The sequence below is a fragment of the Bartonella sp. B1098 genome, assembly GCF_944896145.1.
Lineage (GTDB): Bacteria > Pseudomonadota > Alphaproteobacteria > Rhizobiales > Rhizobiaceae > Bartonella.
The window spans coordinates 360,853-385,510 of the sequence record NZ_CALYLP010000003.1; the positions used below are offsets into that span (position 1 = coordinate 360,853).

Annotated in this window: 18 protein-coding genes and 1 tRNA gene; 10 read left to right on the plus strand and 9 right to left on the minus strand. The window is 35.7% G+C overall.

Annotated elements, in window-relative coordinates:
• Positions 1-11: 11 nt before the first annotated feature.
• Positions 12-620, plus strand: a complete 609-nt coding sequence (gene pncA, locus NNJ85_RS05965; RefSeq protein ID WP_254474383.1) for a bifunctional nicotinamidase/pyrazinamidase — start codon at positions 12-14, stop codon at positions 618-620.
• Between the two features lie 462 nt (positions 621-1,082).
• On the opposite strand, the gene NNJ85_RS05970 is transcribed toward pncA, so the two are convergent.
• Complete coding sequence (locus tag NNJ85_RS05970) at positions 1,083-2,132, minus strand: DUF475 domain-containing protein (RefSeq protein ID WP_254474385.1); 1,050 nt, start codon at positions 2,130-2,132, stop codon at positions 1,083-1,085.
• A 361-nt stretch (positions 2,133-2,493) separates the two neighbouring features.
• Here NNJ85_RS05970 and NNJ85_RS05975 point away from each other — a divergent pair, with 361 nt between their 5' ends.
• Complete coding sequence (locus NNJ85_RS05975) at positions 2,494-3,033, plus strand: helix-turn-helix domain-containing protein (RefSeq protein ID WP_254474387.1); 540 nt, start codon at positions 2,494-2,496, stop codon at positions 3,031-3,033.
• A 386-nt stretch (positions 3,034-3,419) separates the two neighbouring features.
• Positions 3,420-3,599 (plus strand): YegP family protein, encoded by a 180-nt coding sequence (locus tag NNJ85_RS05980; RefSeq protein ID WP_254474389.1) that lies wholly within the window; start codon positions 3,420-3,422, stop codon positions 3,597-3,599.
• A gap of 740 nt (positions 3,600-4,339) precedes the next feature.
• Here the strand turns inward: NNJ85_RS05980 and NNJ85_RS05985 are convergent.
• On the minus strand, positions 4,340-4,651 hold the full coding sequence (locus NNJ85_RS05985) for a hypothetical protein (RefSeq protein WP_254474391.1): 312 nt from the start codon (positions 4,649-4,651) through the stop codon (positions 4,340-4,342).
• 1,328 nt (positions 4,652-5,979) lie between these two features.
• On the opposite strand from NNJ85_RS05985, the gene NNJ85_RS05990 reads away from it, so the two are divergent.
• On the plus strand, positions 5,980-6,294 hold the full coding sequence (locus NNJ85_RS05990) for a helix-turn-helix domain-containing protein (RefSeq protein ID WP_254474393.1): 315 nt from the start codon (positions 5,980-5,982) through the stop codon (positions 6,292-6,294).
• Here NNJ85_RS05990 and NNJ85_RS05995 read toward each other — a convergent pair.
• Positions 6,218-6,400 carry a hypothetical protein gene (locus tag NNJ85_RS05995; RefSeq protein ID WP_254474395.1) on the minus strand — a complete coding sequence of 61 codons (183 nt, stop codon included), beginning with the start codon at positions 6,398-6,400 and terminating at the stop codon, positions 6,218-6,220. The two genes, NNJ85_RS05990 and NNJ85_RS05995, sit on opposite strands and share 77 nt — an antisense overlap.
• 1,562 nt (positions 6,401-7,962) lie before the next feature.
• A tRNA-Ile gene (locus NNJ85_RS06000) sits at positions 7,963-8,039 on the minus strand.
• A 169-nt stretch (positions 8,040-8,208) separates the two neighbouring features.
• On the opposite strand from NNJ85_RS06000, the gene NNJ85_RS06005 reads away from it, so the two are divergent.
• Positions 8,209-8,940 carry an SIMPL domain-containing protein gene (locus tag NNJ85_RS06005; protein WP_254474397.1) on the plus strand — a complete coding sequence of 244 codons (732 nt, stop codon included), beginning with the start codon at positions 8,209-8,211 and terminating at the stop codon, positions 8,938-8,940.
• A 27-nt stretch (positions 8,941-8,967) separates the two neighbouring features.
• Here NNJ85_RS06005 and NNJ85_RS06010 read toward each other — a convergent pair whose 3' ends face one another.
• From NNJ85_RS06010 to dnaG, 3 genes are all read right to left on the minus strand, one after another.
• Positions 8,968-9,429 (minus strand): YcgN family cysteine cluster protein, encoded by a 462-nt coding sequence (locus NNJ85_RS06010; RefSeq protein WP_254474400.1) that lies wholly within the window; start codon positions 9,427-9,429, stop codon positions 8,968-8,970.
• Positions 9,430-10,038: 609 nt separating this feature from the next.
• Entirely contained in the window at positions 10,039-12,054 is a 2,016-nt protein-coding gene (gene rpoD / locus NNJ85_RS06015; protein ID WP_254474402.1) for an RNA polymerase sigma factor RpoD, read from the minus strand.
• A gap of 370 nt (positions 12,055-12,424) precedes the next feature.
• Entirely contained in the window at positions 12,425-14,362 is a 1,938-nt protein-coding gene (gene dnaG / locus NNJ85_RS06020) for a DNA primase (protein ID WP_254474404.1), read from the minus strand.
• 135 nt (positions 14,363-14,497) lie between these two features.
• Between dnaG and NNJ85_RS06025 the strand changes: the two genes are divergently transcribed.
• From NNJ85_RS06025 to ubiC, 4 genes are all read left to right on the plus strand, one after another.
• The gene (locus tag NNJ85_RS06025; protein WP_254474406.1) at positions 14,498-15,715 is read left to right on the plus strand and encodes a mechanosensitive ion channel family protein; all 1,218 of its coding nucleotides are present in this window, start codon (positions 14,498-14,500) and stop codon (positions 15,713-15,715) included.
• Positions 15,716-15,785: 70 nt separating this feature from the next.
• A complete protein-coding gene (locus NNJ85_RS06030; protein ID WP_254474408.1) occupies positions 15,786-17,477 on the plus strand; it encodes a Na/Pi cotransporter family protein in 1,692 nt (563 codons plus the stop codon).
• Positions 17,478-18,698: 1,221 nt separating this feature from the next.
• A complete protein-coding gene (locus tag NNJ85_RS06035) occupies positions 18,699-18,950 on the plus strand; it encodes a GlsB/YeaQ/YmgE family stress response membrane protein (protein WP_144752858.1) in 252 nt (83 codons plus the stop codon).
• A gap of 1,048 nt (positions 18,951-19,998) precedes the next feature.
• Positions 19,999-20,505, plus strand: a complete 507-nt coding sequence (ubiC, locus tag NNJ85_RS06040; protein WP_254474409.1) for a chorismate lyase — start codon at positions 19,999-20,001, stop codon at positions 20,503-20,505.
• A gap of 680 nt (positions 20,506-21,185) precedes the next feature.
• Here ubiC and NNJ85_RS06045 read toward each other — a convergent pair.
• Positions 21,186-21,638 carry a GatB/YqeY domain-containing protein gene (locus NNJ85_RS06045; protein ID WP_254474413.1) on the minus strand — a complete coding sequence of 151 codons (453 nt, stop codon included), beginning with the start codon at positions 21,636-21,638 and terminating at the stop codon, positions 21,186-21,188.
• A 258-nt stretch (positions 21,639-21,896) separates the two neighbouring features.
• Here NNJ85_RS06045 and carA point away from each other — a divergent pair, with 258 nt between their 5' ends.
• Positions 21,897-23,093, plus strand: a complete 1,197-nt coding sequence (gene carA, locus NNJ85_RS06050) for a glutamine-hydrolyzing carbamoyl-phosphate synthase small subunit (RefSeq protein ID WP_254474415.1) — start codon at positions 21,897-21,899, stop codon at positions 23,091-23,093.
• A gap of 248 nt (positions 23,094-23,341) precedes the next feature.
• Here the strand turns inward: carA and NNJ85_RS06055 are convergent, their stop codons facing one another.
• Positions 23,342-24,562, minus strand: coding sequence for an MFS transporter (locus NNJ85_RS06055; protein WP_371923335.1), 1,221 nt, complete (start codon positions 24,560-24,562; stop codon positions 23,342-23,344).
• Between the last annotated feature and the right edge of the window lie 96 nt (positions 24,563-24,658).

Below are 24,658 nucleotides of genomic sequence, written 5' to 3' on the forward strand. Positions count from 1 at the left end.
GGAATATATTTATGGAAAAAAAAGCCTTACTCGTCATTGATGTTCAAAATGACTTCTTACCCGGTGGAGCACTCGCAGTACCACAAGGTGATGCCATTTTACCCGCCATCAATAATCTCATCAATCATTTTGATCACGTTATCTTAACCCAAGACTGGCACCCCCAAAACCATTGCAGCTTTGCTTCCTGCTACCCTGAAAAAAAACCTTATGATACCATCAATCTTGACTATGGTCCTCAAATACTTTGGCCTGATCATTGCATACAAGGAACGCAAGGAGCAGAATTTCACCTATCTCTCAGAGTGGAAAAGGCACAACTTATCCTTAGAAAAGGCTATGATCAACAAATGGATAGTTATTCTGCTTTTCTTGAAAATGATCAAAAAACACCCACAGGTTTACAAGTTTATCTCAAACAACATGGTTTTACCAAGCTCGTTATATGTGGCTTAGCAACAGACTTTTGTGTTGGGTTTTCTGCTCTTCACGCCATACAATGTGGTTTTAAAGTCAGTGTTTTATTAAATGCCTGCGCTGGTATTGATGTAAACGAATCTCTGAACACAATGCTTAAAATGATGAACGAAGCTGGTGTCGAACTGTTAATGGTCTCCTAGAATATTGTATTCTCGCAATCTATTATAAGATATTGATTAATAAGAAATAAATTATTTTTTGCATATTCTAAGTGAGAAACTACAATAGAATAAAATTCTCTCATTTCAAACCTATTCATAATGAATAAACTACTCTCTCACACATCACAAATAGGATCAATATGGAGATAAAAATCATTCAAGAAAGCAATAAAATGCCTCTTATGAATCGTTAAAGACAAGAGCTGTCGTCGTACTGAAAGCTGGTAAAAAGTACAATGCCCGTTTGCACCTTGTATTTAAGTCAAAGCACTCCAAGAAATTTTACATTATTCTCTTCATGGGGAGAAACATGTCATGGATTCAACTTTAAAATAAAGACGCCAATAAGAAGAACAATAGCATTTTGTTTTGCATGAAAGATCTCTTCTATTAAGGATATGCGATAAACAAAAGCATGAAAAAATATGAAGTTTTAATAAATTAAGACGCAACATGTTTATCCAATTGACGACGCTTAAAACGAATCGAAGAATACAATGCCATTCCAATAATACAGACTCCCACAAGTCCTGTTAAAACTTCAGGAACCGATATAATTGTTTGCAGATACATAATCACGGCAAGAACTAAAATTGCATAAAAAGCACCATGCTCCAAATAACGATAATGCAACAATGTCCCTGATTCGACTAACATAATTGTCATAGAACGAACGTAAAATGCACCGATCCCAAGACCAATTGCGATAATAAAAAGGTTGTGTGAAAAGGCAAAAGCACCAACCACACCATCAAACGAAAAACTTGCATCAAGAACTTCTAAATAAAGGAATGCTCCGAGTCCCCCTTGAGTCACTGTCGTCAAAGTCCTCTTAGGAGCATCCAACAGATGACCGACAGCTTCAACCCCGATAAAGGTCAAAAGCCCATAAAGGGCTGCTAATAAAAAAGTGACTTTATCTTCCGCATCAATCCGCCCTGACACGAATAAGATCAAAATTAAAACAATTGCAATATCAATCCCCATAAGCGCCCCAAACTTTTGAGCAGGTCTCTCTATAGCATTCAACCAATGGATCTCTTTTTCAGAATCAAAAAAATATTTTAAGCCAACCATCATAAGGAAAGTTCCTCCAAAAGCGGCAATTCCCATATGCGCATCAGTTAAGACTTCGGCATATCGATGTGGTTCCCCTATTGCTAATTGAACTGCCGCAATTGGATTAGTCCCAACAGCCACGACAACCACCAACAACGGAAAAACAATCCGCATCCCAAATACAGCAATCAAAATACCCCATATAAGAAAACGGCGACGCCATAACGGATTCATTCTACCAAGAACACGTGCATTGATAATAGAATTATCAAAGGATAAAGAAATTTCCAAAACCCCTAAAACACAGCAAATGAAAAAATATTTAAGAAAACCAGTAATACTTCCCGTTTCATACCAACCAATAGCCCCTCCTAAAAAGACGCCAATAATCGTGAAAAAAAAAGCAAACCCAAAATAATGTAATAGGGCCATAATCATTCCTCAAAGTTTATTTTCTAATTCATCTACAGCACACATATAAAATCAAAAGCTTGTCTTTCTTTAAAGTTGCATCTCTTAATGTAGAGGTGTATAGAATATATACGGTGAAGTTACATGAAAAATTTCTCAAAAAAAGCAATAGACAAATGCAATAAACAGAGAATTTTGTTTTGAAATGAATACTAATCGTTAATACAATAGAGTTGAGAGATTGTTTTTTGTCCATTAAAATAAAAAAATAAAGAGAAATTAAAGCGATAAATATTGACATTATGTCATAGTATATTAATACATAGTGTGCTTTTATTATTTAATGATTTATACCATGATGATTTACTGAGGGAGATAATTCGTGGCACGTCCTGAAACTGAATCAAAAACCATATTTGGAAAACGTTTACGTTATGTACGTCTTGCTTTAGGCGATCCATCACGTGAGACTTTAGCTAAAAGTTTTAGCATGACAAAAAATTCCATTGCTTTTTATGAGCGTGGAGAAAGAGAACCCAATCTTAGTGTCTTACAAACATACCGCACATTATATGGTGTCAACATTAATTGGCTTTTAACCGGACAAGGAAAAATGTTTGATGCCGAATATATAAAAGGTGATTTTGATTGGAATTATTTTATAAAAAAAATTGAGGGACTAGAAGAAACACTTGCCAATAGTGATCGTCATGAAAAACTCAATCAAGAAAAAATCGACAGCTCTTATGAAAAATTGCAGCAATATTTGTCAAGACAAGGTTTATTAAATGGCCTTAACCCTAAAACTGCAACATCACTGATCGATATGAAAGCCAAAATGGCTAATTCTTATACCCTTAGCTTATTCATTGATTTACTCATTCGAAGCGTATCCCAAAAAGAAGTTATCGCTAATCAATGAATGTCTATTTCAAAAGAAAAAACAAGAAATGATTAAGCGCTACCAGTATGGACAGAAATATTTTTTCTTTGTCCGTGCTAGTGGGAATTTGCACGCTCTATAAAATTTACTTTTGTAAAAGAAAAATGTTTGCATTGTAAATGGACATATAGTATGATTGCATTAGAAGAATAATTTTATAGTGTAAAACTCTCATTCACATCTTATTGACAAGGAATTTTTTCTTGTTAAAGGAATAATAGCTCTCATAGAAATTATTTTTTAAGGTCAGAAAATTTAAGGGGAATATATTGACGGCTTCCTATAGAGACATACATTAGTGTTTGTAAATGGGTTAGTTGAGTATTTGTCCTGAAAATTATAAGCTATTTTATGAGGTGAGAAGCATGTATTTTGAGGTGTTTCAAGGAGTTCACAATCAGTGGTACTGGCGTTTAATCTCAGGAGATGCACAAAAAATTGCTTTTTCGAGTAAAGGATATCCAACAAAACAAGATATCCTCATGAATATTGAGCAAATAAAAAAAATTACCCATAAAGCTCTTATTAAAGAACTACAGTCTTAAAGTTCTTTATCATTAAGATAAGAGTTTAATTTGTATAATGAGATTTTTAGTTACTTTTTGTAATGAATAAAGGGTGACTAATTTTTTTTAATGAAATAAAATTGTTTGCGTTATTTTAACACATGTGCGTAACAGTTAAATTTTCGCAGAGTGGTCTATATTCAAATATAATTGAATTTTAGTAGCACCGATCAAGCAGCAAATCTTTAAAGTCTTATGTCTTTTCATAAAACAAATACCTATGAAGAGAAAATAAATCATAGATTAGAAATATGAGTGCTTTCCTGAAATCAATATCTTTTACTTTTACTCTCCCCTATTCTGTATCAGATCATCATGACTGACTTATCCCCTTTGCCTTCATAAAAAAACAAATATCTCTTTCTTTCTATTATATTGTATCTAAAATCTAAGAAAAATGCGCAAAATTGTTTTCTATAATAATATAATTACCACAACAATTGGCTAGATCGTATAAACATTCTTTTTAATACTCTAGCATAACTATAAATTGTTACATCATCATACACTTTTATTTTGCCGCTAACGGCTACCTTTCTATCAACTTTAACGATTTTATAAATTATAGATCAGAGTAAACTTGAATATTCCCTTCCAATACACTCTTTCCACGAGCACCGAAAGATCTCAGAAATTTATCTTTCTCTCATTATTTCCAGTCTTTCTAACACATCTCCAAAGTCTTTAATGCATAAATTCAATGCAAAATCTGAACACAATCACTCTTGATTATCTTCAGATTGAAGTATTTTTTGATACTTCTTTTCGTTTGCTTGATATTGCTTAATTTGTTTTTTCAATTTTTCAATTGCTTGATCGCGTCTTTTAATCATCATATTTTGCTCTCTAAGAACTCTATCTCGTTCTTCAGTCATCTTCATAGAATCCCTTAAAAACTCGTACTTTATCCTTCTGGATTCCTCTTTTAGAGCTTTAATTTGACGACGATAATATAAAACAAACCGAAATATACCCCCGCTGAACAACAAAACAACAATCATTACTCCCAATAAAATTTCGTTTACACTCATTTTGATCTCCTCTCATAGCCGCTCAAGTGATCACCTTAAGCAATTTGTTTTGTTTCATCCTCCATCAAAAAAGAAGGCAATAAACTACATTCTCCAAGTGCGCATAACCACACTCGGCATTCGTATTCTCTCCATGAAAACATTGATAAATGACGCAAAAAAACACTCTGAGAGCGGCTAAATCCACATGCTCTCACCCATTTTCACGACATATTTATTGATCCCAAATATAAAAAATAAGGAACTTCCAACAAAACAAACGACGTGATAAAATCAATACATGTCTTCTCTGAAACACTCCTATCTTCCTCTTTCACGCTATGTGGAATATGGCTGTATGTGGAATTTTTTCATTATTACAAAAATCCTCAGTGTCACAAAACGCAGCTTTTCTGTAACGTTTTACCTTCCAACAAATCTTTACATCACTGCAAGCCAAAGCATTCTTATAAACACAATTCTTTCCATAATCACGAATATCACTAAAAACTTCACTCTATTGAGCATTCAAAATTTGGCTAAAAACAACTACATTAGTATAAACATATGCCTCTCCACTCATATTCAATGACAATTTCAATAACAATAAGAGCTCCCCCCTCTCATAAACATGCAAATTCTTGGCCCCTAGACGCCCCTATAACGCATTGTCATAAATAAAAAATATCATCGTAAACAGACTTTATTATAAACCCTCGCATCATCAAAAGAACATCCAACCTCATAGGAGCATTGGTCTCATGTATCACATTCTAGCAAACGACGACCTTCGTGCTCCAAATTATTTTTATGTTCTATAAAAACACCAAAATCATTTTTTGATATTTCCAAAGTTTTTTAACGCACACATACGACATACCATCTGATAGTGACCTAATTTATTACAATAAAAGAGAAATAGGCGTTTAAAACCTATGAATTTATGTTTTTTTCTCCAATCGCGATCTTGTCTCTTAAGGCTGTAAAGCTTTGTTATATGCTCACATACCGGCTTAACACAGAATTTTTTTACAAATGCTGATGTTGGGGTATATCTTGATTTATAATGCTGCTACGTATACTATCACAGCGAAATCTTATGAACGCACGCGTGCGCATCACCGTTTCTGGTATACGCACTGATTTCTTCACAACCGTGGAACTAAGGAACCATTTTTATTGATTCGAATCTGAAAGTGTATGGGGACATTTTGTTATTAGTTAAAAACAACTCTATATGCTTCATTAGCGAAGAGTTACACATGGATATTTTCACGCTCCTTGTATCATATATTCTGGATTCGCAATGCAATATTAACGCTATAGCGTAAATGTGTAAAGGTCTAAAAATGACAAAGACTGAAAAAGATTGGTTCCAACGCTTAATTGAACTGATAAAAAGTGACGGACGAACGATGATCGAAATAAGCAGAGCGGCAGGCTGTGGACAAAACTATGTCCAACAAATGATAAAAGGAGGAAAAAGACCTTCAGTCGATAAACTTATGGCTATTCTAAACACACTCGGAAATGCTAGCGCCATATATGTTATAACTGGCTTCAACATCTCGGATGAAGACTTAAAACTTATAGCTTTGATTTCGGCTGGAGATAAAAAGAAGATTGAAGCTTTAAATGTTCTGTTGAATGAGAAGCAGTTGTAGAATTTTCTACTCTATCCAGTATCGCTTGCTTTTGAGACGTCGATAAAGACTCCCATTTCACAATAATATCAGATAAAGCCGCCTCAAATTTTTCATCATTCTTCATAGTCACACTCCGTATTGTCAAACAATATAACGCTAAAGCGTTTAAACATATCTCATACCTTAGAAAAAAATATTTGCAATAGGCAGTATGGAAGCAATTGTGTACAAACTTATTTTATAAAATCAGATAAAATTCTATGAGTTATGTACTATGGTGAAACAAAAAGCATTGCTCGATCCAGACCTTCTTATGAAAATTGGTATGATCTATCAACAACGCGAATAATGTTACGCAAATCTTGTGATTCTTTCCAATAACAAATTAATGTGAAAATATTCCTGAACTCTTTATAAGAAAACATGAAAAAACTTATTTCAAAAGAAAAATTTATCACAATTTTATTTTACCTAACAGCATCTATGTTTTTTCAACAATATTGCAAAGTAAGAAGATAACAATGGTGTGGGAACAAATTCTTAGTAAATAGCCACGCCCCCTAAAACCCTGTAACGCCTTTATAAAGTCCTCTCTGAAAACACTATTTAAATACTGATTCTCTATCATGAATAAAAATAGCAACGTTAAAAACATCACCCATGATCTCCATCCGTCAATTGTATATAGATTTACAACAAGGAAGAAACTTTCTCATGGAAATGAAGAATTATAATCTTTAAAGAAGAAGTGTACTTTTCCAACAAAACAACATCTTCCTTGCCAGCATTTTGCAAAAAAGAGAAAAGGTTACCGAAATACTGCCACTACCTTAGTAAGTGTAAAATCAAAAAAGACTTTGTGATTTCAATACCAATTTGAATGACACAAAAGTTATAATTTGGGCATGAAGAAGAAAACGTACAATGGTAAAAATAGCATTGTAATGAACTTTCCAATATCATAGAAGATATTCTTTACAGAATAATAAACGCCTATCACAATAAAGTTTGGAGCGCACAAGACACCACCAACAACCACTCAATTGAAGTTTTAAAGAACGATTGATCAAATTCTTTTTAGAAAACACACCACCGTCCCTATAAACAATGCCTTTCAAAAATCAGAAAAAACTTTTTTCTTGGAAAAAATATCAACAAATATTATCATCGTTCCGCCCATGCTTCCTGTGAACACCTATAGATTATATCCTTTCCTGGATAATCTTTTATTATGATGATGTTATTCAAACATCTCAAAAACATAAAGATCATTCAAAGAAAGAGGATTTAAACACACTGTTTTTCGGAACATTTGTTATGAAAAAGCACAACCTTTAGCGTTGATTTTATTGGAACCCTTCCATTTGCAAAACAAGCATAAATAAGCTCTCATCCCACGAAGGAGTAACCTCCTACTTTATGAAGAACATCACACAGAAAAAATAAAAAACAGCAACACATATTAAATTATTCCAGATACACTAATCTTGCAAATGAAAGCACTTTTTTAATGAGCCTGAAAATTATATCATCACTTTATATATTAAAATGATTGATAGAAAAACATTGTAACAAAAAATGATAAAAGAATTTAGAACAAACAGAGAAATAAATCAAAAGAATGAAGGATGCAGAATCCTCAAACCTTCACTCAGCTATTCATTTTTCTCTTGGACAATTTCCTCTTGGTGGGCCCGGAGGGACTCGAACCCCCAACCAAGCGGTTATGAGCCGCTGGCTCTGACCAATTGAGCTACAGGCCCCATATTAGGTGGTCTCTCTCTAAACTAAAATGCTCTATTATACAAGAGCTGACCGAGATTATAACCCATCTTTTTCTCTTTTCTATTGGTTTTTTTTCTAATGCCCTAATTTCTTTACAAGAACTCTCAAAAATGAGAGAGTCGTCATGATAAATGTAAAGGAATAGATATGATAGAAAAGAAAATTCAACCACTGAAAAGTTCTTTGGTTAAAATAGCTATATTAACATTCACACTCTTAGCCACTTCATTGACTGTTGTCCATGCTTATGCTGAAGAAAGTAAAAGAGATGCAACGATTACAGTAACTGCAATCGGAGAAAGTTACGCTGCACCGGATATGGCAATTATTAACCTCGCCGTTGTTACCCATGACAAAACAGCTCAAAAAGCATTAGCGTCCAATAATCAATCGATCAATGATATTATAAAAGCTTTTAAAAATAATGGCATCCAAGCAAATGATTTGCAAACATCAGGTTTATCTATTTATCAGTCATCCCACGAAAAAAAGAATAATGAAAAACTCTATCAAGTTTCAAATTCTTTAACTGTACGCATTCGTGATCTTAGCAATGCTGGTAAAATCTTTGATCAGGCGATGGCACTGGGAATTAATTCAGTGAATGGCATTACTTTTACCAATGCAGATACGAAGCCATTTTATCAAGAAGCACGTAAAAAAGCCATTACTGAAGCCATTGAAAAAGCGCAAACAATAGCACAAGCGGCTGATTTAAAATTAGGAAAAATTATTGAGATCAATGAAAAAGATGATTACTACCGTCCAACGCCACGTCTCATGAATAGAGCAGCAGATGCAAGCTACGCAGATACAAATTTTGCAGGAGGTGAATTAAATTATAATGTGAGTGTCACTGTCGTCTTTGCGATCGATTAAATCACCAGGCAATATAAAACGCTCATATTACTGGCCTTCACAGAGAAGACCAGTAATATGAGTGAGATAATCTTCTTCAGATGATAATTCATCTTCGTAGATCTCTATGGATCCACGTGCAGAAATGTGTGCTTTATGCACCGTCTGACAATCTCCTGATACCAATGGATGCCACCATGGGAGATCTTTTCCTTCATAAATTAATTTATAAGCACAACTTTCTGGAAGCCAACGCGCCGTTTTAACTGTTGTAATGTCTAACGATATACAATCTGGTACAATTGATTTACGATGAACATAGTCTCGACACTGGCAAGTTTCTTCATCTAAAAGGCGACAAGCAATACTGGTTGCATACAGATCACCCGTATCATCATCCTCCACTTTTTGGAGACAACAACGACCACAGCCATCACAAAGGCTTTCCCACTCAGAGAAAGAAAGCTCTTCTAATTTTTTTACTTTCCAAAAAGGAAGTTCTCCACTCATAAACTTAAGCACACCTTTTTTAATGAAGAAAATCGATAAAAAATTAAAAATTTAATTTCTATAATTTCATCGATTTTTGTCTCTTAAAAAGCTTCAACTCAATGCGTATTTCATACAATTTTCTTAAAATTGATCTGAAGAAAAAGGGAGTATTGAAAAAATAGCCTATATAAATGAACATAACCTATTGAAAAATTCCTTCGTCAATTGAGAAAGAACAAAATACGACCCCTAAAATAGTAGAATAATTTTGCAAAGAATACATCTTTTTCATCAAAAAAACAGGATACTGCACTATAGTTTATTCTTGAGATATTCCATCTTTTAAAAAAACAAACCGCTCTAGGAAAAAGAGTATTTTATCGTTCATTTTTAGATAGCGCCTCCCTCAGCTCTCTGTTCCATAACCACTCTTTTGCCCTATGTCTGTTTTTTTGAAACAGAAAAGCACAAAGTCTCAAAGCTACGAAAAACGTCAAAGACCGTGAACTTCTAGATTATTCGAAATCTTCCCATATTTTTCTCAAAAAAGCACCCAAATATACAGTAACAAACCTTCCCCACTATGAAGAAAAAAGGGGAATGATTAAAATACATCAATTTCTTTATTTAAGAATCGAGAAAACTGCGTAATTTTCTTGAGCGGCTAGGATGCTTCAATTTACGAAGTGCCTTTGCTTCAATCTGACGAATACGTTCTCTTGTCACTGAGAACTGTTGTCCCACTTCTTCCAAAGTGTGATCTGTATTCATCCCTATCCCAAAACGCATCCGCAAAACACGTTCTTCCCGCGGTGTTAATGAAGCAAGAACGCGTGTTGTCGTATCGCGTAAGTTCGCTTGGATAGCAGCGTCAATGGGTAATAATGCATTCCTATCCTCAATAAAATCACCCAAATGAGAATCATCTTCATCACCAACAGGCGTTTCTAGTGAAATAGGTTCTTTTGCAATTTTAAGAACCTTTCGCACTTTTTCTAACGGCATAGAAAGCTTACTCGATAATTCTTCTGGTGTTGGCTCTCGTCCAATTTCATGAAGAATCTGACGTGAGGTACGAACGATTTTATTAATTGTTTCAATCATATGAACAGGGATACGAATAGTACGTGCCTGATCCGCAATCGAACGCGTAATAGCCTGACGAATCCACCATGTTGCATAAGTTGAAAACTTATAGCCACGCCGATATTCAAACTTATCCACAGCCTTCATCAAACCGATATTGCCCTCTTGAATAAGATCAAGAAACTGCAAACCACGATTCGTATATTTTTTTGCAATTGAAATGACAAGACGTAAATTAGATTCGACCATCTCTTTTTTTGCAATGGTTGATTCACGTTCACCTTTCTGCACCTGCATAACAATCCGGCGAAATTCACCAATTGAAATAGCCGTTTCTTGCGCAAGATTTTGTATTTCACTCCGTAGTTTTTGAATTTCTTTTGCCTCACGCAATGAAAATTCTTTCCAACCCGGTGTAGGCAAAGTGGCAATATAATCCATCCAATCTGCATCCAATTCACGCCCTTGGTATTCTCTTAAAAAATCTTCATGGCCAATGCCATAAGTGTTAGCGATTCGTTTTAGCTTACCTTCATTATGAATGAGTCTCTTATTGATGTCATAAAGCTGTTCAACCAAAGCTTCGATACGATTTTGATTCAAAGAGAGAGACTTTACGGCTTGAATCAACTCACCCTTTAATTGAATATATTTTTTCTTCTGAGAGGCTGTAAGAGCCCCCTCTTTACGCTCTGCTAAACTGCTTTCAACATGCTGATCTTGTAATTTGCGTAATTTTACATAGGTTTGAGCAATAAAATCCAATGTTTCCATAACTTGAGGACAAAGCTCATTTTCCATTGCCGCAAGGGATAAGTTAACATCATCCTCGTCTTCCTCATCATCTTCTTCAATGCTTCTTTCTCCTACATTTTCCCCCATATTACGTATACCAGAAGACATCTTTTCTTCTTTTATCTTATCAACTTCACTGCGTTCAATAACAGGGGCCTGCTTTGCTTCTGGCCCCGCATAAGTTGTTTCAAGATCAATAATTTCACGAAGAAGAATACGCTGTTCTTTTAACTCATCACGCCAAATAATCAGGGCCTGAAAAGTCAAAGGACTCTCACAAAGTCCCGCAATCATTGTCTCACGCCCTGCTTCAATACGCTTGGCAATAGCAATTTCGCCTTCCCTTGAAAGAAGCTCAACCGCTCCCATCTCACGTAAATACATACGTACTGGATCATCCGTACGATCTGCTACTTCACGTTTATTGGTTGTCGTTGCCAGAGCGTGGCTAGAAGCCTCTACTAAATCCCCTCCCTCTACCGTAACTTCATCTTCATAATTTTCAGATTCAACTTCATCCTCATCATCGACAACATTAACCCCCATCTCAGAGAACATCGCCAAGATATCTTCAATTTGTTCGGATGTAACCTCATCAGAAGGAAGAACGGCATTGAGTTCATCCATCGTTACGTAACCATTTTTTTTAGCAAGTTTAATCATTTTCTTGATGGCATCATCAGAAAAATCAAGAAGAGGACCATCCAAACTCGCTTGGCTTGTTACTTCCGCATTATCTTTCTGTTTAACCTTTGTTGCCATACTATAACTCCACTCGATCACTTCATTGTTTCCATGTAACCATAGTTTCCATGTGACCAGCTTTTTTGTTCTCACTTAAATCGACCAACAGTTTCTCATATATATTTCCTTTTAAGAGATTACTATTGGAAAGAATACATTTTGTATACGCCTTAATATCCAGATAAACTTGCCATCCAGACAAAAACGCGGGAAAACTCCAGAAGTTTCCCCGGCACCTCTAAGCCCTTCTGAGATAATCTCTGTACCCTATCGTAAGAACCAATTTCCCGCTTTTCCTAAAATTTAATTGTCATCTTTATGAAAATATTACTCCACATACACTTCCTCATCTAAAATTTAAGTGACTGATTCGCATTAAAAAAGCGAATCATTTTATCGTATCTTGTATGTTCCCGTCTATTTTTTCATCCAACCAACTTCCAAACCCTTCAATTAACGCTTCTGTTGCCTGCATCTGCTCCAGTTCACTTTTTATCTCCCGAAGCAGATCAAAAACCTCACTCTTAGGATTTTCTACAAGTTGCTCTTCAATATCCTGTAACCTCTTATGTAGGTGGTGTTCCTGAAGATGCAAGTAGACAGCTTGTTTTAATATAGCACGTGCATCTTCTATAGGACCTCCAGCAAAGATAATACGCATACCAATATTCTGCACAAGATGTTTCATACGCTCTAATAAAGCTTTTTGCCCTCTTTTTTCTAAGAACGCAACCATCGTTTCTTTATCATGACGCGGCTGATTCCCGAGAATGTCCAACATCGTTTGGTGAAAATACATCAATTGTGTATTTTTTAATTCTAACTCAGAGAGAATTTCAAAATTTTCATGCCACAACTCAGGATAGTAAGCTAAAGTGAGTAAAATCACAGCTTCACGTAAAGGAATAGCCTGCGAAGAATTTCGCACTATTTCAGAATTTTCTAACAGAGAAAAGGATTGACCTTTAAAGAACCTATTGGGTAAAGTCTGTTCATAGCGTCCTCCCCCCTTCTTTTTTGAAAAAGAGGGACGAAAAAACTCAAAAAGGCGTTGTTTTATATCTTGCAAATAATAACGACGGACATCTTCATCCTTAATCGTAAAAATTTGCTGTTTGAGTTGTTTTTCAAGCGCTGCTCGTGTCTCTGGCGTTTCAAAATTCTTTCCATAGGTAGCCCGCCACCATAAAAGCTCAATCAAAGGAATGGCTTTTTGCAAAAAAGAAGAAAAAAGGGGCGCACCACCAGCACAAACAATTTCATCAGGATCTTTTCCTTGTGGCAACAAAACAAAGCGGACACAAACCCCAACCTTTAAAAGAGGTAATACCCGATCAGCAACGCGAAAAGCAGCCTTTAAACCAGCATCATCACCATCAAAACACAAAATAGGCTCCTTGCCCATCTGCCATAAAAGCTCAATTTGCGCTTCCGTTAATGCAGTCCCTAAGGGTGCTACGACTCCTTCAAAACCGGCTTTAGTCAATGTAATGACATCCATATACCCCTCAACAACCAGAAGTGAATGAATTTTTTCATCGCCAACAAAGCGACTATTTTTGCGCGCCGATGCCACATTGTAAAGTATATTGCCTTTATGAAAGAGCACTGTTTCAGGACTGTTAAGATATTTTGCGCGTGTCTCTTTCTCTAACGCACGCCCTCCAAAGGCCACTACACGACCGCGCAAATCTTCGATAGGAAACATAATGCGATTTCTAAATCGGTCATAAGAATCCGCCCTCTCCTCATACGCTGTAAGAAGTCCACATTTTTCCATTTGCTTTATTGAGATACCCCGCGCCCTTAAAGCGTCTTTCAAAGCTGTACGCCTTACCGGTGCAAAACCAATTCGAAAACGCTCTATAAGCTTTTGCGTAACACCACGTTCCTCCAGATAACGACGTGCCTGCGCCCCTTCTTGACCGCGTAAATGATACTGAAAAAAATCTGTCGCAATTTTCATCACGTCATAAAGGTCAGCTTTTTCCATTTGACGTTGATGACTTTGTGGATCCAAAATAGGGAGTTTCATTCCTGCAAAATCAGCCAAACGCTCGACACTTTCTGAAAAATGCAATCCATCAAGCTCGCACAGGAAGGTAAAAATATCTCCGCTTACACCACAACCAAAACAATAATAACGCCCTTTATGATCATCACAATGAAAACTGGGCGTTTTTTCACCATGAAATGGACAACAACACCAAAAATCTCCCCGTGAAGGCTTACTTTTTCGAGGATCAAAGTCCACCCGTTGACCAATCACTGTTGAAATTGGAAGTCTGCTGCGTAGTTCATTAAGAAAATCAGGCGGGAAACGCATTATCTCTCACAGAGTTTAAAAATTCTTTTTTGCATATTTAACGACTTTAGAGCATAATTCCAAGACTTCCTCTTAAGCAGTTGTAAAATTTTAATCTCTCAACTGCCTATAATTTTAGAAATGGAGAGTAAAAAAGTGATCGAATTTATTGTTCAATATCCGTGGTTAGAAGCTATTTCTTGGCTTGTTATTCTTACTATATTTGCCCTTTTAATCAACTTTATAGGACGAAAATTACTCATCCACGGAGCAAAAAAACTTTCTTCTCTCCTCCCCCAAAATACAACAACCGACATTAAAAATGCTATTCAATACCTAGCCAATATCATTTCAGCTTTTATTCTTTCAGTCGGTGTTAATTTTATACCAACATTGCCCGATGCATTCAGCACTGTCATCAATAATGTTGCCAACGCCTTCATTATCTTTTTTGTTGTTCTGACAATTTCTGCCTGTCTCAATATCATTAACATTCTTTACGAACAACGACCAACAGCACGACTAAAACCAATAAAAGGGTATATTCAAATTGCTAAAATTGCACTTTTTGCTATTGCAGCCGTTTTAATGGTCGCCACCTTAATTGACCGTTCCCCTCTTATTCTTTTCTCCGGTCTTGGTGCAATGGCCGCAGTTCTCATGTTAATTTTTCAAGATACACTTCTTTCTCTTGTTGCCGGCATTCAAATTTCATCCACGGATATGGTTCGTGTTGGTGATTGGATTGAAATTCCCAATCTTGGTGCTGATGGTGATGTAATTGAAATTGCCCTTCATACTGTTAAAGTTCAAAATTTCGACAACACCATCACCTCAGTACCGATCCGTAAGCTTGTAACCGATCCTTTTAAAAATTGGCGTGGAATGCAAGAATCAGGGGGCAGACGCATCAAACGCTCTCTTTTTATTGATCAATCAAGTATCCATTTTCTCACAGAAGAAGAACAAAAATATCTTTCCCGATTTAATTTATTAGAAAATTATTTCACACAAAAAATAGCAGAAATCGATCAATGGAATGCACAATTAGATAAAAATCACGATGTTGTAGCCAATACGCGCCGTTTAACCAACATTGGAACTTTTCGCGCTTATGTTTTTGCTTATCTACAACAGCATCTCCACATCAACCCCAATATGACCTTTATGGCCCGACAATTACCCCCTACAGAAAATGGTTTACCCTTAGAAATCTATTGCTTTACGAACACCACCGTTTGGCTAGACTACGAACAAATTCAAGGAGATATTTTTGACCACCTTTATTCCATTCTTCCCTTTTTTGGTTTAAAGGTTTTTCAAAATCCTAGCGGTTCTGATTTTAATCAAGTATTAAAAGCAAAAGCAAAGTAAAAACAATAAACTTCAAGTTATCAATTTTGAGTTAACCCTATTCATAAACAAAAGAGAAAGAAAAAGTATCATGAATGGCTCATTGGTACTCCTCCATCTTGCTGGCGCAGTTTCTTTACTTCTCTGGGCCACACGCATGGTGCGCACAGGAATTGAACGCGCCTATGGTGACAGACTTAAATATAACATGCGCCACGTCATTTCAAAACCATTGTTTGCTGTAAGCTTTGGACTTTTTACAGCGATGGTTTTACAGAGCTCTACAGCCATAACGCTTCTCGTTAGTTCTTTCGTTGAATCTGGTTTTGTCTCTGGAGTAGCAGGACTTATGGCTGTACGTGGAGGAGAGTTAGGATCAGCACTCGTTGTTAAAATTCTCACCTACGATCTCACACTTGTTGTACCCCTTTGTCTTTTAATTGGTACTTGTATCTTCATGACAACACAAAAACGTGAGTGGCGCCAAATAGGACGTATTGTCATCGGTATTGGTCTTTTGATTTTATCTTTACAAATGATCAGTACAGCGACAGAACCTTTGCGGGATAGCGAAATTTTGCCGAGCATTATTCGTTATCTTTCCACAGATCCTGTTTCAACTTTTTTGTTAGCTGCGGCTTTAACCTATCTCTTGCATTCATCCATTGCAGGAATCATTTTGTTGGTTAATTTTGCCAACTACGACCTTATCCATACACAACTTTGCGTTGTCATGGTTCTTGGTGTCAACTTTGGTTCTTCTCTTATAGCACCGCTTTTAACACGCAATGCTTCTCCCAATACCCGCCTTGTTCCCTTGGGGAATTTACTCATGCGTGGAGTCGGTTCAATCCTTGTGCTGATCTTATTTCTGTCTTTTCAACCACCCATCACATGGCTTGGCAACAACGCCCCTACTCAAGTGATCAACACCCATATCATTTTTAATGTTTTCATTCTCCTCGCTGGAATACCGCTTTCAAAATGGGTTTTAAAATTGACCACTCAAATCGTTCATATGAGTACAAAAAAAACGCAAACCGATAAAACGCTTAATTTATCGAATCAAACAGCTCTTGATGATAGCGTTCTTGAACGCCCAGCTCTAGCACTCTCCAATGTCATGCGTGAAGTTATTCATATTTGTGATCTTGTCGACATCATGCTAGAAAAAATCATGGGACTTTATGAAGAGCCAGATCCCTATATTATTGCTGAACTCAATCAACTAAACACCATATTGGACAAAAAACATATCGCCATCAAACTTTATCTTGCACGATTAGCGGGACAAAAATTATCGGATGAAGAAGCTCTTCAAACACAAGAACTTCTAGGTGCCTGTATAAAATTAGACCAAGCAGGCGATATCATTATTCACAATATGCTGATGCTGGTTAAAAAGAAACAACAAAAAAATCTAAAGTTCAGCAACGAAGGCTGGGATGATCTCCTTCGTTTCCATGCCATTGTACTGGCCAACGCGCATATCGCATTTAATGTTCTCGTCTCCCGTGACACCCACACGGCCCATCTATTGGTGCAAAAAAAAGATCAACTACGAAACTTAGAAAAAGAGATGAGTTTAAAACATTTTAAACGCTTACGTGAAGGAGATCTCAAAAATGTAGAATCGTCCAGTCTTCATCTTGATACTGTCCGCGACCTCAAACAAATTAACTCTCTGTTGACCTCAATGATCTACCCTATCTTAGAAGAACAAGGTCTTCTTCAAAGTTCACGCCTACGCAACCCTGCTGAAGAACAAACAGAAAAATCTTAAACTTTCCAAATAAGAAACGCATCCCATCGATTATTCAATTTTGAACTTTCAAATATCTTGCTTAACATATTGATTTAATAAGTTTTAAATGAGCTCTCTTCAATAGCGTAAATTTCTTTTATTGTTAATCTATTCATAATAAATTCCTTAAAATTATTCGTTTGCACTTCTACAAGTGATTCAACCATGTAGAATAAAGCTTTTGAAGAAAGAAGGTTTTCCCCCTCTCAAAGAAAAAACTGTATGTCGTATAAAACAACAGATTGACTTATAATGATAATTTACTCATTTATATTGAATGATCATCCTGAATATCATAAGATTCTCTCATTCCCCAGCAGCCCCCTATTAAATCAATCAAACCCATCCGCTTACACAGTAAAAGTAGATAATTCCGCATGGAATAAGATGATACAAAAAAAGACTTAAAACACCTCTTATGAACTGTCTTAAGAACCAAGAACTGTCGCAACATTCGAAGCAAGTGTGTAGTAATGCTATCGACTTGCTCTTTTATGAAACCCAAAAATGGGGATGCTTAATGAATTTTCCCCTCTTCACAGACATTATCATAAAAATCATAAAATAGGGTTTGGGAGAGGTCTCTATAAGGAGATGGCAAAAAGTATGATCGTTCCAACCTAAATTCACCTCGTAAAAAAGCGACCACTTCACAGGAGTAGCAAAATAAAGAAATATCCGATAAGGAATGCAAAATGCCTCCTAATTGCAACGTTTATGTCCATAAACATTTATATCAATATTTGTAGAGATTGAATTTATACAGCATTTTATAACGCATTAACAAAACAGTTTTAATCTCATTTCAAACAATGTTGATATCAATTGGCAAGTGCCAAAGCTTTAAATATCCATTTATCTTATTGTTTTAATGTGAATTACTTTTTCAAAAATTTTGAGAAAACAATAGTTAAAAAATGATAAATACACTTTATTTATTCTTAAAATATTTTTATAAATATTTTATTTTTAAATCATATTTTAAATTAAATAATTTCTTTATAAATTAAATTTTATTATATATATTTATAATAATTATATATTATACTGATATAAATATCAATATTATTTTAATATACAGGAAATTAATAAGTAAAATCTTAACAAAAATATCCTTTCCACTGGGTAAAAAGGGAATAAACCTTGATCTTTACAAAGTTTACTCTAGTTACAATCTAAATGCAGGCAAAGGAGAGTATCATGGAAAATGCAAACATCGGTTGGATTGCAGCTATTATTATCGGTGCGGTTGCAGGTTGGGCTGCACAGTATATTATGAAAAGCCAGACCGGAATATTGTTAAATATTATCTTAGGGATTATTGGCGCTGCCTTAGCGAGTTTCCTTTTTAGTCTTTTAGGCGTAAGTTTTGCTGGTTGGCTCGGTTATCTTATTTCAGGTTTTATAGGAGCCTGTATTCTTATATGGATAGGACGAAAAATTCGATCATAAAGCTTTTATTTATTCAATCACCTTTGGGTGTTCAATAAAACAATTGAAATATTTTAGAATATTTCTGCGTAATACATTGATACCTGTTTGGGGTATGATGGTGAGGTGCTTAAGCTCAAATTTCTAGCATACACCATCATATATCTTAACGAAAAGCAGTAAAAAACTTTATAACGCGTCCTTCTTCCATATCTATATAAGCCTAGACATATCAGGAAGGGTGTAAGCGTTATTTTAATGAAAGACGAACTTACTTTTGTACCGTGTTTTTGTAGGCAAACACACAAATCCAGCTCATCGCAGTGTCATCGCAATCTATAAAGGCGACCAAAACCAATCATGATGATTAAAGATCCTACCGCGTAATACTTAATGTCTATACACTTCACCAACAAGACCATTTTTACTAAAAAAAACCGAAGAGCCCTTTTGTATTCTTAAAAGATAAAGATAAGAAGTAAGCGCAGAATAATAAAAAAATAAACGCTATAAAGTTGATATCCCCCTTTTTCTTTTCCATATTTTTATTATTTATCAATTAAAGGGATCAAAAGCATTGAATATAAAATTTTAAATAGTGATATATTCTTTTACATTAATTTATAACAATGAAGACATATTAATACTTATTACTATAACTTAAAATCTATCTAATTCATTCTCTCTGTATTATAAAAAATACGATCACCTTTCCACCTTAATTCAAAAGCTCTGTGTATCCGACTTTTAAAACTATATTAAGGGTTTTTCTCCTTTCAAAATTTCCTCTTTACATCGTCTTATATAGATGAATTCTTTCTCTTTTTTTCCTAAGCGTTACAAACGAATGCTAAAACACGAAATATCTACCCATTCCCCTCGTGTTATCAAAAAAACTTATAACCTATTGTCTACATATCTTCTTTTAAAGATCTTTGCTTTCAATTTTCCCCCTGATATTTTCCTGTTAAAATCTTGCTGCTTTTATACGCCTGTATTACAATGGAGCCATCTCTTTCGCTCACTCAGCATAACATATGGAATAGGATTTTAGATGTGGAGTAAAACGATGTCTGATCTTGAAGATTCCATCTTACCACCTCTGAAGTGGCTCTTTGATCAAAATCCTCCCATACCAGAAAACATTCGGGATTGGCTCATGGAATCGGGCTCAATGACGCTTCGATTAAAAAAATATTGTTCCTACTTTCAAGTTCAACAACAACGCGAATGTTTTATTACACGCGATAAATTAAAGGAAGAAGCAGAACATCTCCCCAAAAGTGCGCGTTATTGGCTACGCGAAGTCATCTTAATGGGCGATAATAAACCTTGGCTCCTCGGACGCACTGTCATTCCACAAGAAACCCTCCACCACAATCAAGCCTTGATGCATTTAGGAACGACCCCCTTAGGACACTATTTATTTAACAGTAACAAACTAACCCGCGATTACATTCATATTGGACAACAAGGCACTCTATGGGCACGCCGTTCCCGTTTGCGACTAACGGATAAGCCATTGTTGCTCACTGAACTGTTTTTAACCGATTCACCCCTGTATACCCATAAATAGAGGATATTCATTTTATTCTGCATAATGTATGGATTTTGCATAGCTTTAAAGGGGTATCTGAGAAAATAATTTTCAAAATCGTCTCAAAACAAATTACGAATCAAGACTTCTGTTCGAAATATCTCTTTGTTCTCAGCTTAAAAATATCCCCCACAAAAAAGCTTTTTAAAGTTCTGCTTTCCTTATCACAATCATGAAAACCAACACTTGAATTAAACAGATACGCACCATATTGATAAAACCATCTGCATTTAAACTTCTTGCCAAATAATCACCACTCTTGGAAAATAGCAGCAACTCTTTATCAAAAAAACGCTTTAAATCATCAAAAAAGACAACAATAAACGCCTCCAAAAATTTTAAAATTTGGATAAGTTAGCTTTTTCTCATCATTCTATTTTTTAAACTTTAATTGAAGACAATCAATCTGTTTAAAAGTAAAAATCTCTATAATCTTTTTGTTTGTTTCATAATGTAATAACTTTGAAGAACAGCAAAATATAAGATAGAAAAAATATTTTATTGCTCGCTGAATCCCCAAAAACAGGTTTGTTCATTCCAAAGAAATATTTTTTATAAGAGTTTTATGTGTAAGATAATACCGTTAACCAATATTCTACTGACAGACAAAGGCCTTGCATAATAAAAATTACTTTCCAATTCCTTTGAGTTGATAAGATCTATTGCAATTTTTTACGAAGACTATTGCACACTTTAGAAAAATTCATTTGCCCTGCATAGCGTTCCTTAAGCCACGCCATCACCTTACCGATATCACGTAATTTTTTAGCTTTCGTTTGTGCCAAAGCCTCACAAATAACCTGTTCTACTTCCATCTCTTTAAGCTGATAGGGAAGAAATTCACGAATCACTTCTATTTCAGCTTGTTCTTTCTCTGCTAACTCCAAGCAACCAGACTCTTTATACACACGCATTAACGCTTCACGCTGTTGAAGCATTTTCGTAAAAACAGACTGTATCTGCTGATCATCGACTTCTAGCTTCCCTTCATCATAATAAAGAATATCACGATCTCTAACCGCAGCATTCATTAAACGAAGTGTAGCAAGACGCGCACTATCCTGCGCTTTCAAAGCAGCCTTAAGAGCCCCCTCAATCTGGTCACGCAACATAAATTTACCCAATTTTGTTCAAACGGAAAATGATTTTTAACCAATCTTTATCCATCTTGCAATGGAGGATAAAAAATAATCGAGAACTCGATCTTAGAAAAGATAAAAACAAGTCTTTACCTCTTCATGGAATGTCCTTATACTCTCTTTTTTAAGCAAAACATGGCTAGAATAATAGACACAGCATCTGTTAGAGGTATAATTTTTGTGTAAAGTTAATCATTATACCTTTCAGAAAATAAATTGTGGATACACACTATGATACAAACAATTTCATCGAGCAGCCCTTGGAGTGTTAGCAGACCTACAGCCCTCTTAGTTCTTGCTGATGGAACTGTCATTGAAGGCAAAGGAGCAGGTGCGACAGGTATTGCTGAAGCTGAAGTATGTTTTAATACCGCTATCACAGGCTATGAAGAAATCCTCACAGACCCATCATACACACAACAAATCGTTAATTTTACTTTTCCTCATATAGGAAATGTAGGGACAAATAGTGAAGATATCGAAGCTCTCACGCCTCTCAACGACCACGGTGCTGTTGGCGCTATTTTCAAAGCAGATATTACACATCCTTCAAACTATCGTGCCAATGAAAGCTTTCATCAATGGCTTAAAGCCCGTAAAATTATTGCACTTTGTGGTATTGATACACGCGCACTCACAATTCTTATTCGTGAAAAGGGTGCGCAAAATGCTGTCATTGCGCATGATCCTGATGGAAATTTTGATATTCCTTCTTTAAAAAAACGTGCACAAAAATGGCATGGTCTTGTCAATCTTGATCTTACAAAAGAAGTGACATCTCAATCATCAATGCAATGGGATGAAGAACCGTGGAGTTGGAATAAAGGGTATGGCACAAACAATGTGCACAATCTTCATATCGTTGCCATTGACTATGGTATTAAACGCAATATTCTTCGCCTTATAGCAACACAAAAAGCACGCATTACTGTTGTGCCCGCCCACACAAGTGCAAAAGAAATTCTGGCAATGAATCCTGATGGTATTTTTCTTTCTAATGGGCCAGGAGATCCCGCAGCGACAGCTCAATATGCCATTCCAACAATCAACACATTGATTGATCATAATTTACCAATTTTTGGAATATGTCTTGGTCATCAACTTCTCGCTCTGACAGTTGGTGCAAAAACCGTAAAAATGCACCAAGGACATCATGGTGCAAACCACCCCGTTAAAGACCTTAACAGTAGAAAAGTTGAGATTGTATCGATGAATCATGGTTTTGCTGTCGATGCAACCTCTTTACCAAAACATGTTCAGGAAACACATATCTCTCTCTTTGATGGTTCAAATTGTGGTATTCGAATCATTGGAAAACCCGTTTTTTCTGTTCAATATCACCCCGAAGCTTCTCCTGGACCACAAGATAGTCACTACCTCTTTCAGCATTTTTCTGATCTCATTATGAATTATAAAAAAATATCTTAAAATAAGATGCCAATAAATATACGCAGTATTTTACTTCCAGTTTGAGTATCAAAAATTTGAAATTATTCGTATAACACTGATGCATCTAACACTGGAGCATTTTTTTTAACATAATGCTCCATGAATACTGAATGTCACTAAGCAAAAAAACACAAGCTTTACGATGCATACCCATATTACAAAACAAACATCACAAAAAAATTATTGCATTCTCTCGCAAAATATTTTTACCAGCCCCCTTCAACAAATTAACGTACCCGCAAGGTAAAAATGAGCGTTGCAACGACAAGAAGCAAAAAGCCCCCAACAAAAGGAGCACCAGAAAAATAAAACAGTGCATTTTTATCTGTAAAACATTCAAAGAGAAATACATAAAAAGCAGAACCAAATATTAAACTCAATGAAACAACAGATGTCATGGCTCCTTGGAGCTCTCCTTGTACATTTGTCGGCACCTGTGCTGAAGCAATAGCACGGATAGGTGCATGAACAAGATATTCAAGCATTGTACATGCACAAACCATATAAACCATCCACCCCTTTGTTGCGAATGTATAGCCTAGCATAGCAACGGATGCAAACAAAAGCCCCACTATTGTAATACGCCAATCGCTCCATCGTTTAGAAAAATAAGGCAAAATAAGAGCAATAACAATAAATTGGACTATCCCAAAAATGCTATAGGATAGCCCTATGGAAAACGAACTCCACTCATAGCGTTCTTTTGCAATAAACGCCCAAATGCTTAGCCATACAGATTCCGCAAACCAATAAAGAAAAAAGACCAACAATACCCAAAGAACCATCGGATATTGCTTCAGTTGCCAAAAAGCGCCTAAGGGATTTGCCCGCTTAATATCAAAAAAACGCCGATTCCATAAAGAAAGAGTTTCAGGAAGCATAACCCAAACAAAAATAAAATTAATGAGCGAAAAAGCAGTGGCAAAATAAAAAGGAATACGCGGACCAAACTGACCTAAAAAACCACCAATAAATGACCCCAAAATAAACCCTAATGCGGATGCAACCCCTAATAGACCAAAATTGCGTGTACGGTTTTTTTCATCTGATATATCAGCAAGATAAGCTGTACAAGTTGCAAAACTAGCCCCACTTATTCCTGACAAAAGACGCCCGATAAATAACATAGAATAGCTCCATGCTATAGCACATATCAAATTATCAAGAGCAAAGCAGATAATAGAGACAAGCAAAATAGGACGACGACCATAACGATCAGAAAGATTACCAATAACAGGAGCAAACAAAAACTGCATCACTGAATAAGCTGCAAGTAATTTTCCTCTTTCTACAAAAGATGTACTGATATCTTTTCCAGTTAACTGAGAAAAATATTCAGGCAAAACGGGACAAATAATTGCAATGCCAAGAATATCTAACAATAAAGTGATGAACACTAAAATGAGCCCACGTCGAACAAATTTCGGATTAAGCCTGTGATCTTGCATAACGTACATACTATTTTACACTCAGTCACTCATTTTACACGCACAGTTACGCCCCCGCTTTCTTTTACCCTCTTCTTGTTAAGTACTCTATACCGT

Excerpts from the sequence above, each read along its gene's own strand:
- pncA (WP_254474383.1), top strand. The coding sequence starts at position 12 with ATGGAAAAAAAAGCCTTACTCGTCATTGATGTTCAAAATGACTTCTTA.
- NNJ85_RS05970 (WP_254474385.1), bottom strand. The coding sequence starts at position 2,132 with ATGGCCCTATTACATTATTTTGGGTTTGCTTTTTTTTTCACGATTATT.
- NNJ85_RS05980 (WP_254474389.1), top strand. The coding sequence starts at position 3,420 with ATGTATTTTGAGGTGTTTCAAGGAGTTCACAATCAGTGGTACTGGCGT.
- NNJ85_RS05985 (WP_254474391.1), bottom strand. The coding sequence starts at position 4,651 with ATGAGTGTAAACGAAATTTTATTGGGAGTAATGATTGTTGTTTTGTTG.
- NNJ85_RS05990 (WP_254474393.1), top strand. The coding sequence starts at position 5,980 with ATGACAAAGACTGAAAAAGATTGGTTCCAACGCTTAATTGAACTGATA.
- NNJ85_RS05995 (WP_254474395.1), bottom strand. The coding sequence starts at position 6,400 with ATGAAGAATGATGAAAAATTTGAGGCGGCTTTATCTGATATTATTGTG.
- NNJ85_RS06005 (WP_254474397.1), top strand. The coding sequence starts at position 8,209 with ATGATAGAAAAGAAAATTCAACCACTGAAAAGTTCTTTGGTTAAAATA.
- NNJ85_RS06010 (WP_254474400.1), bottom strand. The coding sequence starts at position 9,429 with ATGAGTGGAGAACTTCCTTTTTGGAAAGTAAAAAAATTAGAAGAGCTT.
- rpoD (WP_254474402.1), bottom strand. The coding sequence starts at position 12,054 with ATGGCAACAAAGGTTAAACAGAAAGATAATGCGGAAGTAACAAGCCAA.
- dnaG (WP_254474404.1), bottom strand. The coding sequence starts at position 14,362 with ATGCGTTTCCCGCCTGATTTTCTTAATGAACTACGCAGCAGACTTCCA.
- NNJ85_RS06030 (WP_254474408.1), top strand. The coding sequence starts at position 15,786 with ATGAATGGCTCATTGGTACTCCTCCATCTTGCTGGCGCAGTTTCTTTA.
- NNJ85_RS06035 (WP_144752858.1), top strand. The coding sequence starts at position 18,699 with ATGGAAAATGCAAACATCGGTTGGATTGCAGCTATTATTATCGGTGCG.
- ubiC (WP_254474409.1), top strand. The coding sequence starts at position 19,999 with ATGTCTGATCTTGAAGATTCCATCTTACCACCTCTGAAGTGGCTCTTT.
- NNJ85_RS06045 (WP_254474413.1), bottom strand. The coding sequence starts at position 21,638 with ATGTTGCGTGACCAGATTGAGGGGGCTCTTAAGGCTGCTTTGAAAGCG.
- carA (WP_254474415.1), top strand. The coding sequence starts at position 21,897 with ATGATACAAACAATTTCATCGAGCAGCCCTTGGAGTGTTAGCAGACCT.
- NNJ85_RS06055 (WP_371923335.1), bottom strand. The coding sequence starts at position 24,562 with ATGCAAGATCACAGGCTTAATCCGAAATTTGTTCGACGTGGGCTCATT.